This is a genomic window from Cellvibrio sp. 25HG11W-0, assembly GCF_057815475.1.
Window position 1 is genome coordinate 3,313,067 of the sequence record NZ_CM174230.1, and the last position, 16,454, is coordinate 3,329,520.

Below are 16,454 nucleotides of genomic sequence, written 5' to 3' on the forward strand. Positions count from 1 at the left end.
CCCACAATACACAGCTAGCGACCTAAACAATACACAGAGAGTCTCTCGCTGAATTCAGCATGATTATCATTGATCGCTCATGGTAGAACCTAATTCTCTAGCAGTTTCATCCTACCAACACACAAAAACCAAGGACAACCTTGGTTTTTGTGTCCAAAAAAAAACGATTATTTACGCCAAGGTTAGAAACTCTATATAGTTTCGCCCGCAAATTGCCCAAAGCGCACAGTGAGATGGCTATAGCGCTTTACAGAGCTTCGACCCTAAGGCTCAGGCTTAAGGGTTCGCGCTACTTATAAAAATCGACACGATCCTCAAAATAGACCATCAAAATCAAGACTAATAACTAAAATCGACACTAATAATAAGGTAGGACCATGCGCAAAATTCTTTCTGTAACCAGTCTCAGTTTTATCATCGCCAGTTTGGCCGCTTGCGGTGGCGGAGGTGGCTCCAGCACGCCTAAGCCTTCATCCACAGCTGCACTTTCTAGCACACCAGTACCTAGCTCTGTTGCAGCGAGCTCTATGCCGGCAAGTTCAATACCCGCCAGCTCAATGGCCGCAAGCGTAGCACCTGCAAGTTCAGCCACTGTTAGTAGCCTTGCCAACGCAAGCGATGAAACCACCAGCAATGCACAAACCCTCGCTAGCGGTGTGACCCTTGCTGAAATTCAAAACTGCGGTGTGAACATCAGTGCAGCGGCTAAAACCTACGCACTTTTTGCGGATTACGATGGCGGCGTACAAAACCAAAGCCTTTCCAGCTTAAATTTCAGCGGCTGGAATCACGCGACAAATGGCGTTACTGCCGAATGGACTAACCTCGCTAAAACCGGCACAACCTATAACTTCAGCACCAGCGCCAAGGTAAACGACTCTTGTAATGGTGCAGACACTATCAATATGGTATTGGTTAAAAAAGTGGCCGACTGGGATCACCAACACGCCAATGGCTTCGAGAAAAATATTCTCGCCATGGGTTATAGATTTGGCGACATTGAAAACCTCGTGCTCGATGTAAAAATTAACACTGCCAACACCAAAGTACCTACAGTCGCCAGCTTAAAAACAACCTACGCCAGCTACGTAACCGGCGCAACGGTAGATGCGATGGACGCAGGTAAGGTCAACATTGGTATTACCTTGCATGACGGCGGCAACCTTAATGCAGCAATAATTATTGAAGTTGATCAAGCCACCATGCTCGATAAGTGGGTGCGCGTAACTATTCCTATGAACAAGCTTACGTTCTATTCTGAAGTCAACTACGTGCGCACCAACAAATCCTTGGCCGATCTAAGCAATGTAGTTATTCAGCGCGGTTTGTTCGTAGGCGAAACCAAATCGGGTAATGTGTTACGTGGCAACATTAACCCTTGGAGCACTAGCGTGCCTGAAACCTTCAAAGAAATGGATATCAGCTTTAAGAAAATTGAATTTCAATTGAAGTAACATAAATTTATCTCCATTAAAAAAGGCGAAGCCCCTAGGAGCTTCGCCTTTTTTAATACCTCAATATTATTCTCTATTCATATATCGATAATAAAATTACTATATTTAGAGCACAGACACTATTGCTCTACTGACATAATCCATTTTCTCAGCAGTTAAACCCGCCACACTAATACGACTGGTATCGGTCATATAGATACTGTATTCCGTCTTCAAACGACGCACCTGCTCCACACTCAAGCCTAAGAATGAAAACATTCCGCGCTCTTGCCCAATAAAACTAAAATCTTGTTGCGTCTGCAGCTGGTTTAAACTCGCCACTAATTGCACCCGCAAGCCTGCAATACGCTCGCGCATCAGCGTCAACTCATCGCGCCACATTTGCGTCAGCTCATTGCTGTGTAAAATAATATCAATCAAGGCCGCACCATGTGCTGGTGGCATAGAATAGAGCGCACGTGTCACACTTAATAATTGACTCATACCTGCATCAGCTTGCAGCTCATTGGCAAATACCACACTAAGGCTACCCGCACGCTCGCGATACAAGCCAAAGTTTTTCGAAAAAGACGTTGCAACAACAGCCTCAGGCATACGTGCCGCCATGAGACGCAAACCATAGGCGTCCTCTTCTAACCCTTCACCAAAACCTTGATAGGCCATGTCAATAAACGGGATAACGCCGCGCGCCTCTAGAACATCCGCCACCTCATGCCACTGTGCACGGCTTAAGTCAGCGCCGCTCGGGTTGTGGCAACAGGCGTGCAGTAAAACTAAATCACCGCGCGGTATTGCATTCAGCGTGGCGAGCATCGCCGCAAAATCAATGCTATGTGTAGCGTAATCGTAATAGGGATATTCGCGCAGGCTTAAACCCGCACTGGCTAATAGTGGCACATGATTAGCCCAGGTAGGCGTACTGACCCAAAGGCTGGCACCAGGTTTTGCACGCGCAATAAGTTCGGCAGCAACGCGCAGTGCACCACAACCACCGGGGGTTTGAATTGTGCGCACACGCTGAGCCGTCACCGCACTATGGCCTACACCATAAATTAATTGCATCACCGCTTCATTGGCACCGGGGTAACCCGCTGGCGGCGTATAGGCTTTAGTTGCTTCGCGGGCAATGCGCAGCTTTTCTGCTTCCATCACCGCCTGCATGATCGGTGTCACACCTGTATCATTTTTATAAACACCAACACCTAAATCGACCTTAAGTGGATTAGCATCCTGCGCAAAGGCCATACTTAAACCTAAAATGGGATCGGCGGGCAACAGGGGCAAGGCTTCGAACATAAAGACTCCAAAGGACGAAATAGTAGTAATTTGAAAGGCGCGATTATACGCACATCTGCCAAGTTCAGCGCAAAATATGCTACCTTGCGCCGCACTTAGTCGCAGCAATTTATAACCGACTTACGCACCATTTCAGTTCAAGTTCAGCCCAAAGGAATTTACTATGCTGCCCAGTTGGCACATTACCCCCGTCGATCAAGCTGTGCGCAGTCGTATTCAAGACCGCATCAATCAAAAAACCAAACCATTGGGCGCATTGGGACAGTTGGAAAACCTCGCCATGCAAATCGCCCTCATTCAACACAGCGATGCAGTCAGCAGTAATATCCAGATACCAAACGACTATCTGCAAATTAACCGCCCTAGAATGCTGATGTTCGCCGCCGACCATGGTATAGCCGCCGAAGGCGTCAGCATTGCCCCCAGCGCAGTCACTCAACAAATGGTATTAAATTTTCTCGCGGGTGGCGCTGCAATTAATTGTTTTTGCCGCAGCGCAGGCTTACCGCTCGTGATTATCGATGCAGGCATAGCAGAGGAAATTCAACCGCAACCGCATGACCTTATTAATCAGCGTGTAGCGGCGGGCACACACAACTTTGCACAGCAAGCTGCCATGAGTAAGAGCGAACTTGAAACCGCACTCAACCTAGGATCAACACTTGCACAGCACCATATTAACCAAGGTTCTAACTTGTTCGCCTTTGGTGAAATGGGCATTGGCAATTCCAGCTCAGCGGCAGCACTACTGGCTGCATTAAGCCAAGCACCGCTCACCCAATGCGTAGGGCGCGGCACAGGTATTAACGATGCACAGCTCGCCAAAAAAATTATCTTAATTCAACAAGCACTCGCACGCATTAGCAGCACTGAGCCGCTCGACTTACTAGCAGAAGTTGGCGGTTTTGAAATTGCGCAAATCTGCGGCGCTATGCTCGCGACTGCCGCCGCAAAAAAAATCATTCTTGTGGATGGATTTATAGTCACCGCCGCTGCCATGCTTGCCGTTGCTCTGCATCCAGCAGCGCGCGACTATATGATTTTCGCACATCAGTCTTTAGAGTCTGGCCATCAACTCATGCTGCAGCGTTTAGGGGCGCAGCCTTTATTAAACTTAGACTTGCGCTTAGGTGAAGGTACGGGGGCCGCCCTCGCCCTGCCGCTGCTTAATGCAGCAATATGTTTCTACAATGATATGGCCACCTTTGCCAGTGCTGGCGTAAAGGTTTAAAAACTCTGTGAAATTTCTTAAACAAGAAATAAATTTATTTTTTTTGGCACTGGGATTCTTCAGCCGTATCTCTATGCCCGCTTGGGTAGAGTATTCACCCGAACGTTTAAATGCGGCTAGCCGTTATTTTTGCGCAGTGGGCTGGCTACTCGGCGCTTTGGTGGCAGCCTGTTTTTATCTTGCGCACACAATATTTTCACCCAACATCAGCCTTTGGCTTGCCATGATATTTAGCTTATTACTCACTGGCGCTTTTCACGAAGATGGCCTAGCCGATACCGCCGACGGCTGCGGTGGCGGCTTTACCCGTGCGCAAAAACTCAGCATCATGAAAGACAGCCGCATTGGCACCTATGGTGCAAGTGCCCTACTAATGGCGTTACTTGGAAAGTATTTACTGCTCGCTGAAACGCTCGACATAGTGGTTAGCCTTGTACTTGCCTATTCACTCTCACGTTGCCTTGCAGCCAGCTTAATATTCTCAATGAATTATGTAACCGACCCCGATAGCGGAAAATCCAAACCCCTCGCCAACAATCAATCGCGCCGCGATCTCGCCATTTTATTAATCAGCGCGCTACCTGTACTTTTTTTCTTAAGTTGGCAAAGCAGTTTAGTGTTGGCAATATTAATGTTTACAATTCGTAGCTGCACTAAATTTTATTTTGATCGCCAGCTCGGCGGCTATACTGGCGACGCATTAGGCGCGGCACAGCAAATTAGCGAATTAAGCATCTATGCCTTGCTACTTATTCTGCAGCAACACTCTGGAGTTTTTTAAATGATTAGCCTGGTACTGGGTGGCGCGCGCTCAGGAAAATCGCGCATTGCCGAGCAGATGGCGCGCACAACAAATCTACCGCTGCTTTATATAGCAACCGCTACCGCCTTAGATACAGAAATGAAAGAGCGCATTGCACACCATCAACAACAGCGTCAAACTAGCCAACAAAATTGGCAGTTGCGCGAATGCCCGCTGGATTTAGCCACCGCACTGGGTGAAGAAATTAAACAACCTCAATGTATTTTAATTGACTGCCTGACACTCTGGCTTAACAACCAACTATTTCACGCGCCAGAACAATCCTTTCAACTGCTCTTCGATGATTTAATTGCCACTGTGCAAACAAAACATAGACAAGCACATGTTATTTTTGTCGCTAATGAGGTGGGATTGGGAGTAATCCCCATGGGTGAGATCAGCCGAAAATTTGTCGATGAAGCAGGACGACTTAATCAACAACTGGCAGCCATTGCAGATCAAGTATTTTTTGTAGCTGCTGGTATACCCCTAACACTGAAGGCGGCAACACCTGTTACAGGGAATGCACCTTAACGATGGCAAGCAGATTTATCACCCTCGTGCGCCACGGTAAGGTGGCCGGCCCTGCCGCACTCTATGGCCATACGGATATTATACTGAGCGAGCAAGGTCGTACCGAGCTGCAACATACACTTACACAACTACATCGCGAAAACCCCATAGCAAGTATTATTAGCTCTCCGTTACTTCGTTGTGCACAAGTCGCAAACGAATTTTCACAGCGCCACGCCCTGCCTTTGCAACTGCAGGAAAAATTCAAAGAAATGAATTTTGGTGACTGGGACGGTGTAGACTTCAATCAACTGCAAAACCAATGGCCACAGCTGAAAGCATTTTGGGATCACCCCAATCAAAAGCAGCCACCCAATGGTGAAAGCCTCAATAATTTTTCTCAGCGTATCATTTCCGCGTGGGAAGAAGCTGTGCAGCAAGGCCGACCAGAACATAGCGTCATCATCTGTCACGGTGGTGTAATACGCATCATCATCGCCCACATTCTCGGGCTGGAACTAGGTAACGCTCGCCTCTTTCAGCAACTCCATATTGACTACGCAAGCTACACCGGCATTGAGCTTCATAGCGAGCCAGAATTACGCGCGGTTATTAAACACATAGGCGTTTCATATTAAGGCTCCATATGCAGCATTTAACACCAACAGGGTAACACGCTTAGATTTTATAGTAGCCGAGCCTAAATCGAAGCGAGTCTCGCACAAACTTAACCTTAAACTACTTTCACTCTTCATAAAAATCCTTTAAAGTCGACCACGAAAGGCAATCTTAAAATAGTAACCGGTAGACAACTCGAAAAATCACTTACCCCTTAAAGACCAACTAAAAAAATATCAATTTTAAAAACGTTTATCGCGTGAATTTCTTCCCGGTACCTCAGGCACTCACACAATATTTTTTCAAACAAAATAAAAACCCAATGCAAAAAAATACCAAAAAAATTGTGCTATACACATATGATCATGAATAAATCAAACACTCATCGTCTTTATAGTTTTCGCCGCTGCCCCTATGCCATGCGCGCGCGCATGGCGCTGTATAGTGCGAAAATCCCTGTTGATATTATTGAGGTAGCACTCAAGAGTAAACCGCAAAGCCTCTTAGATTGCTCGCTCAAGGGAACCGTACCCGTACTGGTAACCGCTACGGGACGCATATTAGACGAGAGCTGCGACATTATGCAGTGGGCACTACAAATAGCAGACCCAGAGAACTGGTTACTAGCAAGCGCAAATACAGAGATGGCCGCGCTAGTTAACAGCTGCGACCATGAGTTCAAGCCACATTTGGACCACTATAAATATTTTGACCGCCACCCAGAGCAGCGCCAAATTGATTACCGCCACCAAGCCGAAATATTTCTCCAGCAATTGGAACAGCGCCTAAGCCAGCACAACAGTTTAATAGACAATCAACGCCGCTATGCCGATGTAGCTATATTTCCATTTATTCGACAATTTGCGGGAGTAGACCCAGACTGGTTTTATAGCGGTGTTTACCCACACGTGGCTAGGTGGCTAGAGTGCAATATAAACAGCACCCTGTTTACCGCCATTATGCACAAGCATCCATAAACCAATAAACATGTACCCATTGCGTAGCTGTATTCCTAAAAAAGCGAGAAAGCGATATGAAAAACACAAGACTATACAGATATCTATCACCATTAATATTACTGCTGCTAGTTGCATGTAGTGAGAACAATACTACAGCTAACACAGCATCAAATACAAACCCAGCAAGCACAGAAAAAACAGCAATAGCAACAGATAACTGGCTCGGTAAATGGTATGGCCCAGAGGGAACATTTATTGAAATTTCCGGTGGTGATGGTACCTACACAATTATTATTGTGAATCTCGATGGTCCAAAACAATATCAAGGAACCAGTGACAAAAATAAAATATCTTTTGAACGCAACGGATTCACTGAAATAATTCAGGCCAGCAATGGCATTGATACTGGAATGAAATGGCTTGCAGAAAAATCGAATTGTTTGAAAGTACGCTTAGGGGAAGGATGGTGCAGAGATTAATCTTTAAGGTGACTGAATGTCTAGTAGGTTGAATTGAGCCCCTCACCACTTTATTCTTCCACTCAAGTCGCTCTCCTCAAACTGTAAACTAAAAAATTGTGGCCGACGTCAGCTACTGCTTAGCAAGTAGTAAGCCGTTTACGCTTAGAGCGCCCCCTTCTATTTTCCCCCACCACATCAAAATTTTACTATTTTAATGCTTGCTTCATGACACATATGGCCGCTCGGCCTTATAAATTATTCACGCAATAGTAAACCAAGGTTCACGCCACCGTCATCTATCCAGAATAGAGTCCTCCATGTGTCATTTTTACTTAAATTATAGGGACTTTAACATGAGCCGATCACCATTAAATAAGTATGCCTTGCTGCTATCCTTTGCATTTTCCACTGTGGGTGTCTGTGCCGATTATGAGTGGAATTATCCAGCGCCAGTAAAAACTCCATCTGCAGGCACCAATAATGGCAAGACAGTTTTTTTTGATGTTTCACATGGCGGTACTGAAGGCAATGCTGACTGGGTTATTAACGGCGGCTTTTCTGATTTTGCCGATAGCTTAGTTAACCAAGGTTATACCGTCAAAGAGTATCGCGGCGTCGATAAGAATAATGACGGCATTATTCAATTTGTAAATGATTACACCAACCCGAGCGCTGCAGCCTCCGCCGCGAATGAAGCGGTTATTACTTACGCCGCTATCAGCCAAGCGGATGTATTAGTCTTAGCAGAATCCAATCGACCTTTTACCCTAGACGAACAGACGGCGCTTGAGCAGTTTATTGCCGCCGGCAAGGGCATATATTTTATTGGCGATCACTACAATGCTGATCGAAATTTAAATACTTGGGATGCCACTGAAGTATTTAATGGTTACAACCGCTCCAATTTAGCCAAATACAATCTGGGCAGCAGCTACGGTGATCTGCGCAATCCTGCAAATGCCAATGCCGGTTGGTTAGTCAATACCTTTGGTATTCGCTTTCGCTTTAATGCTATCAACTTATTGGCGGGCGCCAGTGCGATAGCAGCGCAAAATCAAAGTGAAGGAATTACGGCCGGAGTAGCTCCAGTACTTATGGCGGCAGGGGCAACTCTGGCGATTGTGGACCCCAGCCGCGCTAAAGGTTTAGTTTATTTTTCTAACAGTGACAACCCATCAAAATGGGGCAGCGCGGTAGATTCGGGTCTATATTTTGGTGGCGCGACTGAAGGCGCTTATGTGGCTATTGCTAAATCCGGCGCAGGCAAAGCCGCTTTTATTGGTGACTCAAGCCCTATTGAAGACAGCACACCGCGCTATCGCCGTCAGGATTCGGGCGGCAGCAAAAGTACCTACCCCGGTTGGACCGATACAGGCAATGCCGCACAGCTGAGTATCAATATAATAAATTGGTTGGCGACGCCCGAGAGCTACACGCAGTTTAATAGCACAACTCACCCTGCAGGCATTGCCACGCCCTACCCCATAGCAACTCAGGAATTAACCGACCCAGATAATGGTCAACCCTGGAGCTCTCCAAGCGGTGGTTATAACCCATGGAACCCTGCCACCTTTGCCAAGGGTGCCTACGGCGCGCCCCTAGCGGTAAATGGCAGCGCTGCTTCGTCGAGTCAAGCTAACTCATCTATTAATGTATCTAGCTCTTCAATCTCCTCTGGTTCTAACTCTGGAGCCATAAACGTCAGCGTCGCTTTAACTAAATCGATCGGCACCGCAGTCGTTGTACAAGGTGTCGTCACTCAAGCTATCAATGGCATTTATGCGTTGGAGATGGCCGATACACAAAATCCATCGACCACTATTTTTGTCAAACTCGAAAGCCAATATCGCGCGCAATTTAGTCCCCAAAATAATCCCGCACTTATAGGAAAAACCATAAAAGTTACCGGAATACGCGACAACTATTTAAACAATCCCAGCATCGAATATGTAACCGGCATGATAGAAGTGTCTGCAACTAGCTCTAACAGCTTTTCTAGTAGCATTTCTAGTAGCAGCTCCAGCACAAGTAGCACCGCTAGTTGCTACTCCAATAATAGAGTGTCAGTGACCACTGCCTACAGCGCCGCAGTCAATACACACTTAGTGGTCGCAGGGCGAGTAGTCGCCGCAGTTAATGGCCAGTATGCGCTGGAGCTTGCTGACTTAACTAACAGCACCACTATTTATGTGAAATTGGAATCCAACCAACGCGCTTACTTCAGCCCTGCCAATAACCCCAGCATGCTCAATAAAATTTTAGAGATCACTGGAACACGTGACAATTATCTCTCCTACCCAAGCTTGGAGTCTGTCGCTAATTTACAAGAGCTAAGCAATTGCCAATAAGCCTCTCAAAGACCCACACCTACATTTAATCAACTAATTTTTATCTAAGGACTGCTATGAACTTCCCAATCAAACGATTTTCTATCGTGGCATTTACCCTCGCCACTACATTATTAACGGCTTGCGGTAGCGATAATAAAGAAGTCGAAGGAAAAAAAGTACGCGCTGATCTTCGCCTAATGGAGACAACCGATATTCACGCCAATGTAATGGACTACAACTACTACAGTAAAGCGACCGATATTAAAGTTGGCCTAGTTCGCACTGCGACACTTATTCGCAATGCACGCGCGGAAATACCTGAGCTGAGCAACTCAGTATTAGTCGACAATGGCGATTTAATTCAAGGCAGCCCTATGGGCGATTGGCAAGCGGCAAAAGGCATCACAGCAGGTGAAGTGCATCCGGTTTATCAAGCCATGAATGAACTCGACTACGATGTCGCCAACTATGGCAATCACGAATTTAATTACGGCCTGGATTATTTAGCAGAAAGCGTAAATGATGCCAATTTCCCCTATATTAGTGCCAACATTTTTAAAAATGATGGCGACAACAATGCAGAAAATGACCAACCCTATTTTGAGCCCTACAAACTAATTACCAAATCGCTCATGGATAAAGAAGGTAACAAACACGATATTACTATCGGTTTTATCGGTTTTGTGCCACCGCAAATTATGCAGTGGGACAAGGGCAATCTGGATGGCAAAGTCACTACCAAAGACATTAAAGCCATGGCAGAAAAATATGTGCCGCAGATGAAAGCCGCCGGCGCTGATATAGTAGTTGCCATAGCCCACTCGGGTATTAGCACTACTGCTTATAGCCTGAATGAAAAAGCCGAAAACAGCAGCTGGTATTTAGCCGATGTGCCCGATATAGATGCCATTATGTTTGGCCACAGCCATCTCGTCTTTCCTTCCGCCGCCTATGCCAAAACCACGGGTGTAGATCTTGAAAAAGGTACTATTAAAAATGTCCCTGCGGTAATGCCCGGTTATTGGGGCAGTCACCTAGGCATTATAGATTTGCAATTGGAATACGACACTAAAGCCAAGTCATGGACGGTAGTGACCAGCAAAGTAGAGGCACGCCCTATAGTGGTAGATGCAGTCGCCGCCGTAGAACCAGATTCCGTCATTACCGCCTTATTAACTGAAGAGCATAATGCAACCATCGCTTATATGGGCACACCCATTGGCGAATCCACCGATGATATGTTTAGCTTTTTAGCCTTGGTAAAAGACGACCCATCGATTCAAATCGTAAGTGACGCGCAAAAAGCCTATGTGGAAGAACTAATTAAGGGTGATGTAAATCTGCAGGACTTACCGGTCCTTTCTGCCGCAGCCCCATTTAAAGCCTGTGATCGCGAAGGAAACTGCAGCAATGAAAGCAGCTTTACCACTGTCGCTAAAGGCAAGTTAACATTGAGCAATGCCGCCGACCTCTACTTGTATCCCAACACCTTGGTCGCGGTAAAAATTACCGGTGCGGAATTGAAAGGTTGGCTGGAATGTTCGGCATCGCAATTCTTTAAAATTGATACCACCAAGAGTGAGCCTCAAGAGCTGATCGACTACGCCGGTTTCCCAACCTACAACTATGATGTTATTGACGGAGTCGCCTATCAAATCGATGTCACCAAAGCGGCGCATATGAATCGCGACTGTGCCGTTATCAATGCAGATTCCACGCGTATTGTTAATCTCAAACACCAAGGCAAGCCAGTGACGGATACACAAGAATTTATCGTGGCGAGCAATAACTACCGCGCTAATGGCGGCAAGTTCCCCGGCACCGGCAGCGACCACGTGGTGATAGATTCACCCGACAGCAATCGTGAAATACTGGCTAACTATATTCGTGCCAACAGCCCTGTAACACCAACGGCAGATGGCAATTGGTCCTTTGCACCTATAGTAAGCGCTACAAACTTAACGATTGTGTTTCGCGCGCCCAATACCACTCGCTCGCGCAACTTCGTAAGTGCGCAATTGCCAATAGCAAGCGAATTAGAGGTTAATACCAAGGGTGAAGTTGTTTATGAATTAAATTTACAATAAGTATAGTGACTGCATTTTAAGTCCCTGCCTCAGCTTTTGCAGAGGCAGGATTTTTGTTTGTAACACTCCATTAAAATCACCTCTCCTCCTCTTACTCAACTCAACTCAACTCAACTCAAAAAGCATCTGCAGCACCTTAATGCCGCAGAGTCGATCTTCTACTGCTAGTCATTCCCTACAACTTAAAATCTCAGCCACTTACTATCCGAAATCGCCAAACCTTGCTTGCACCCATAATTCCCCCGAGAACAAACGACTCACCAGCTAAACTCTTCATATAGACTCTTCATACTTTTTTGCTTAAAAATACTGCACAATGCAGTACGCATTGAAAAATCACTGCACCTTGGTAGTTGTTAGCAATAGCGGGAGGGACTCCAGTTGAGTTTCAGTCTTCGATTGTTGAACCTACGCTTACCCACCACTCACCCCTTCACCAGACGTCAAGAGCCCTATATGAATTTAGAAAAATCGAAAAAACGAATACTAAAGCGGGCCAAAATGGGGTTTCAGGGCTTTCCTAGAATTTCTATAGCCTACTACGGCACTACAGTAAACTATGCCAACCAAGTCGTCGTAGAGTTTGTCATGGAGGAAGGTGCCGCAATTCAAACAGAAAAATTCGCCAGTAAAAACGATGCACGCGAAGATGAAACGATTCAATCTGCACTCGTCAAAATGATCGAGCGTTCAGAAGCGAAAACTGTTGTGTTAAACGAAGGGGTTTCTGTGCTTGCATAATTAGCGAGCTATAGGCGTCGCTATATTTTTGTTCTTTTAAGGTAACGGCTGCACAAATTATCATGGTGGTAAAATGTGCGCGTAAAAGCAGGAGTAGCCCCCCCCTGCTTTTACACTACCTATTACTTGCAGAGTGCAGCAGTAATATCACCAATACTGAGACTGGTTATTTTTTTACTATCAACCACTAAAGATGCACCAGAGACCGACATGCTGATCCTGCTAGCACTGATTGAACCTGCATAAACAACTTTAGAAATTTGATTATCTGTGCCCAACACCCAAGCCACTGACTTACCGTCAATATCGGTAGTATATTCAGCTTTAGCTGCGGAATAGATGAGCGCTTTTCCTGTGAGGCCAACATTAATGTCAGTACCAGTAGCTTCACGATAACAGTTATTACCAAGGTCCTTACTGTCACCCATATAGTTATAGGCAGTTACTTTTCCGCTACCACTAATATAGAGATAACTTTCATCTTTAATATTATTCGTCGTGATGCTCGCATCATATAACCCAACAATCGCATTAAAATCTGGATTATTGGCTGCACTTGATGCTTGGCTTGATGCTTGGTTGGATTGAACACTGCTTTTAACGTCTGCACTGGCAGACTTATCTGAACCACCGCCGCCGCCGCCGCAGGCAGTTAAGCTGAATAGACACAGACTCAATAAACTTGGCAAAAAGGGAGAAGATTGACGCATAAAAGCTTCCTTTGTGATATACATTTTTAGACTAATCCAGCCTAAAGGGGGCCGCATAATATTGATAAAGTCAAAGAATCGCAAAGACTTTCTTATGAGCTTCAACCTATCCCTTCGTCAGAAAGAGAGCCATGCAGCTAGGACGAAAAATTAGCTCATACAAATACAGTCGCCTCCAGCTTATCAATACCCACCTCTATCCGACATCAGCTGTCACAAAAGCTTAACTAAACAAATGATATATTTTGTATATACTAAGTATATCTTCTGTGCTCTTGAATATTTCCTTAAGCACTGATCATAGGTGCTTGTCTATGGCACCAACAATAGGTGCCATTAAGGTGAATAAAATTAAGGCAAAGCTGGAAAAAAGTACTCTCACCGATTCGAAAGTAAAAGTGGGGAAAAAAGACTCTCAACTTTTGATTCGTATCAATGGTGCAGATCGCGATGAATTTATTGCTTTATGTGAAGCTTTAGATACCAGCGCCGCCAGAGAGATACGCAAGTTTATCCGCGATTTTATTCGTGATAATCAAGCAGACTGAAGATAAACAAGCTGTACACTATTTATTTCAATGTTAACTTTTGGAGACTCCATCATGGCTAAGAAGCTATCTAAAACTGTTGTAAGCATCAAAAAAGCAATCAAATCACGTAAAGATAAAATTGCTAAGCAAGAAAGTAAGTTAAAAGTACTGAAGAAAAAACTGAAAAAAGCGGCGTAATTTTTACCGTTTGAGACAAAACAAGGCGGCGCCCTATTCTTAGGGTTCGCCTTTTATGAGTAGTAATATATCTGTACAACACAACTCGCCTATGTATAAACCACCACAATAGGCGGTTACAGTATTACAATACAATGCACTAAGACCGCAGCCCTCCATTTAAACTAAGCATAGAACTGTAGTAATATTGGGAAGTATTCTGGCAGCAAGTATATTACTTATGGAAAAATCACGCACCCAAAAGGGCATCTAATATTTATTTATTTGATTGTACGTACTCTGCTCTTAGCTTACTCAAATCAGACTTCACCCAACGCAATAGATCCTCTGCAAACAAAGGCTTGCAAAATAGAAAGCCTTGAACTAAATCCACTCCAATATTTTCTAGAATTTTAAAGTCCTCCGGTGTCTCAACGCCCTCTGCAACAGTCGTTAAATTTAACTTTTGAGCAAGTTCGACAGTGCTGGTTAATATGGTTAGTTGTTGCGAGCGATACGCAGCTTGATGCACTAAAGATCGATCTATTTTTAACTCAGTTGCTGGCACCCGTGATAACTGCTGAGCATTCGCAAAACCTGTACCATAATCATCAATTGCAATATGAAACCCTTTTAAACGCAATCGCGCCAAGGTGCGAATTGCACTCGCCAATTCTCCCAAAAGTGCATTTTCAGTAATTTCGAGAGTAATCTCCGCAGGCGCTATATCATATTTTTGTGCGAGATTTTGAATATAATCGACGATGTCTACTTCTGCCAGTGACAGGGGGATAAATTGAATGCTAAGTGAAAACGTAGACCGAGTTGCTGCCATTGTTTTTTTGTAGCAAAAGCCTGCTCTAAAAGCTTACGCGTTAAAATATCGATCATGCCATGGCGCTCAGCCAGCGGAATAAAAACACCTGGCGAAATGAGACCCAATTGAGGATGATGCCAACGCGCCAAGGCTTCCACTCCGCGCAACAATAGTCCCTGCACGGTCAACTTAGGTTGAAATGCCAAGGTTACCTCACCTTTTTGCAAGGCAACACTTAACTCAAGTGCAGTAACCTCAGTATTAGTTTCTATAGCCTGATTAGGAACTTGCTGCAATTCTCGCAGCAAACGCACAAGACTACATTCCAACATATCCGGTAATAGTGGCTTCTGAAAAGTTCCTAATACATGCAATCCATCTGCTTCCGCCATAGTACCTACACTAGAAATGAGAATTGGATCCTTGGCACTTAAAATTATAAGATTCAATAAAAACTTTTCACTCGCTATCTCCCTAATTAATTCCACCCCATCCATGATCGGCATTTCTAAATCCACTAAAACAACATCAATTTTCTTCTTCTGTAAAATACGAAGTGCTTCAGCACCGTTTTCAGCCTCATAAACAGTAATCGCCCCCAAAGACACACATAAACTTTTGGCATACTCGCGCTGAGTGATGCTATCGTCGGTGACTAAAATCGCTAATTCAGCAATCGATGATTTCATGCCTTACCCTCAAGAATTGCTGGAATTTGGCTAAGGTTTTTAACTTCTTTCGCTGCGCCTAAGTTAATAGCTTCTTTGGGCATGCCGAACACCACACAGGAGCTTTCATCCTGAGCAATGGTTCTACAACCCACTTGACGCATTTCTAATAGCCCACGCGCACCGTCATCCCCCATACCCGTCATGATAATACCTAAAGCATTGCGCCCTGCTGCACGAGCGGCAGAGCGAAATAAAACATCAACCGATGGACAATGACGGTTAACACTCGGGCCGCGAAAAACACGGGCAACATATTGTGCGCCGGAACGCTGAATCTCAAGATGATGACCACCAGGTGCAATAAGCACGCGTCCAGGGATAAGCCTATCACCCGACTCAGCTTCTTTGATATCGACCGCACACAAACCATCTAGTCGCTTTGCGAAGGCTGCAGTAAATTTTTCTGGCATATGTTGCACAACAGCTATTCCTGCACAGGTGCGAGAAATTTTAGTTAAAATAGCTTCGAGCGCCTGAGTCCCCCCAGTGGACGTACCTATCACCGTAATAGAATCAGTAGTAACCGTCATAGTCACAAGGTCTTGGGTAGGTGTGACAATTACTTTATTAGGTTGAGCGTGTAGTTGTTTAGTAATACGCGCACCAGCTGCCGCTCTAACAGTTTGCCATAGCAGATGCTTTGCCTCTAACAAAAAATCTTTAATGCCCAGTTGTGGTTTGGTAACCACATCAATTGCTCCAGCGGCTAAGGCTTGCAGCGTGAGCTCAGCGCCTTTTTCAGCAAGGGACGAACAAATAATCACTGGTGTTGGCCGCGTTTGCATAAGTTGGCGCAAAAAAGTCAGTCCATCCATACGAGGCATTTCAATATCTAGCACAATAACATCTGGCCATTTTTTTTCCATTTGCTGCAAAGCAAAAATTGGATCTGATGCAGTGGCATAAACACTAATGTCAGGCGCTTCACTTAGGGTGGCGCTCATTACCTGACGTACCACAGCCGAATCGTCGACAATCATCACTTCAATAGTCATAG

The 16,454-nt window shown here is 45.2% G+C and carries 15 protein-coding genes and 1 pseudogene; 12 read left to right on the forward strand and 4 right to left on the reverse strand.

Translation table 11 applies throughout. From position 1 onward, the window contains the following. Nucleotides 1-377: 377 nt before the first annotated feature. Nucleotides 378-1,454 (forward strand): hypothetical protein, encoded by a 1,077-nt coding sequence (locus AC0KUT_RS13865; protein WP_488830803.1) that lies wholly within the window; start codon nucleotides 378-380, stop codon nucleotides 1,452-1,454. A 105-nt stretch (nucleotides 1,455-1,559) separates the two neighbouring features. Here AC0KUT_RS13865 and AC0KUT_RS13870 read toward each other — a convergent pair whose 3' ends face one another. Continuing rightward, a complete protein-coding gene (locus tag AC0KUT_RS13870; protein ID WP_488830805.1) occupies nucleotides 1,560-2,750 on the reverse strand; it encodes an amino acid aminotransferase in 1,191 nt (396 codons plus the stop codon). Nucleotides 2,751-2,913: 163 nt separating this feature from the next. Between AC0KUT_RS13870 and cobT the strand changes: the two genes are divergently transcribed. The 9 genes from cobT (at nucleotide 2,914) to AC0KUT_RS13915 (ending at nucleotide 12,492) form a co-directional block, all read left to right on the forward strand. Next, nucleotides 2,914-3,981 carry a nicotinate-nucleotide--dimethylbenzimidazole phosphoribosyltransferase gene (gene cobT / locus AC0KUT_RS13875; protein WP_488830807.1) on the forward strand — a complete coding sequence of 356 codons (1,068 nt, stop codon included), beginning with the start codon at nucleotides 2,914-2,916 and terminating at the stop codon, nucleotides 3,979-3,981. Nucleotides 3,982-3,988: 7 nt separating this feature from the next. Next, nucleotides 3,989-4,762, forward strand: coding sequence for an adenosylcobinamide-GDP ribazoletransferase (locus AC0KUT_RS13880; RefSeq protein WP_488830808.1), 774 nt, complete (start codon nucleotides 3,989-3,991; stop codon nucleotides 4,760-4,762). After that, nucleotides 4,763-5,317, forward strand: coding sequence for a bifunctional adenosylcobinamide kinase/adenosylcobinamide-phosphate guanylyltransferase (gene cobU / locus AC0KUT_RS13885; protein WP_488830810.1), 555 nt, complete (start codon nucleotides 4,763-4,765; stop codon nucleotides 5,315-5,317). Between the two features lie 2 nt (nucleotides 5,318-5,319). Then, nucleotides 5,320-5,934 (forward strand): alpha-ribazole phosphatase family protein, encoded by a 615-nt coding sequence (gene cobC / locus AC0KUT_RS13890; RefSeq protein WP_488830812.1) that lies wholly within the window; start codon nucleotides 5,320-5,322, stop codon nucleotides 5,932-5,934. Between the two features lie 345 nt (nucleotides 5,935-6,279). After that, a complete protein-coding gene (locus AC0KUT_RS13895) occupies nucleotides 6,280-6,891 on the forward strand; it encodes a glutathione S-transferase (protein WP_488830814.1) in 612 nt (203 codons plus the stop codon). A 56-nt stretch (nucleotides 6,892-6,947) separates the two neighbouring features. Further along, complete coding sequence (locus tag AC0KUT_RS13900; RefSeq protein WP_488830816.1) at nucleotides 6,948-7,352, forward strand: hypothetical protein; 405 nt, start codon at nucleotides 6,948-6,950, stop codon at nucleotides 7,350-7,352. 335 nt (nucleotides 7,353-7,687) lie between these two features. Beyond that, nucleotides 7,688-9,682, forward strand: coding sequence for a DUF6359 domain-containing protein (locus AC0KUT_RS13905; protein ID WP_488830818.1), 1,995 nt, complete (start codon nucleotides 7,688-7,690; stop codon nucleotides 9,680-9,682). A gap of 56 nt (nucleotides 9,683-9,738) precedes the next feature. After that, on the forward strand, nucleotides 9,739-11,751 hold the full coding sequence (locus tag AC0KUT_RS13910) for a bifunctional 2',3'-cyclic-nucleotide 2'-phosphodiesterase/3'-nucleotidase (RefSeq protein ID WP_488830820.1): 2,013 nt from the start codon (nucleotides 9,739-9,741) through the stop codon (nucleotides 11,749-11,751). Between the two features lie 456 nt (nucleotides 11,752-12,207). After that, entirely contained in the window at nucleotides 12,208-12,492 is a 285-nt protein-coding gene (locus AC0KUT_RS13915; protein WP_488830821.1) for a hypothetical protein, read from the forward strand. Nucleotides 12,493-12,614: 122 nt separating this feature from the next. On the opposite strand, the gene AC0KUT_RS13920 is transcribed toward AC0KUT_RS13915, so the two are convergent. Continuing rightward, complete coding sequence (locus AC0KUT_RS13920) at nucleotides 12,615-13,202, reverse strand: hypothetical protein (RefSeq protein WP_488830823.1); 588 nt, start codon at nucleotides 13,200-13,202, stop codon at nucleotides 12,615-12,617. Between the two features lie 314 nt (nucleotides 13,203-13,516). On the opposite strand from AC0KUT_RS13920, the gene AC0KUT_RS13925 reads away from it, so the two are divergent. Both AC0KUT_RS13925 and AC0KUT_RS13930 read left to right on the forward strand, forming a co-directional pair. After that, complete coding sequence (locus AC0KUT_RS13925; protein WP_488830826.1) at nucleotides 13,517-13,750, forward strand: hypothetical protein; 234 nt, start codon at nucleotides 13,517-13,519, stop codon at nucleotides 13,748-13,750. Nucleotides 13,751-13,804: 54 nt separating this feature from the next. Then, complete coding sequence (locus tag AC0KUT_RS13930; RefSeq protein WP_488830827.1) at nucleotides 13,805-13,930, forward strand: hypothetical protein; 126 nt, start codon at nucleotides 13,805-13,807, stop codon at nucleotides 13,928-13,930. Between the two features lie 256 nt (nucleotides 13,931-14,186). Here AC0KUT_RS13930 and AC0KUT_RS13935 read toward each other — a convergent pair. Both AC0KUT_RS13935 and AC0KUT_RS13940 read right to left on the reverse strand, forming a co-directional pair. Continuing rightward, nucleotides 14,187-15,415 (reverse strand): annotated as a pseudogene (locus tag AC0KUT_RS13935) (EAL domain-containing response regulator). Further along, on the reverse strand, nucleotides 15,412-16,452 hold the full coding sequence (locus AC0KUT_RS13940) for a protein-glutamate methylesterase/protein-glutamine glutaminase (RefSeq protein ID WP_488830829.1): 1,041 nt from the start codon (nucleotides 16,450-16,452) through the stop codon (nucleotides 15,412-15,414). The pseudogene AC0KUT_RS13935 and the gene AC0KUT_RS13940 overlap by 4 nt, the downstream one beginning before the upstream one ends. Nucleotides 16,453-16,454: the final 2 nt, after the last annotated feature.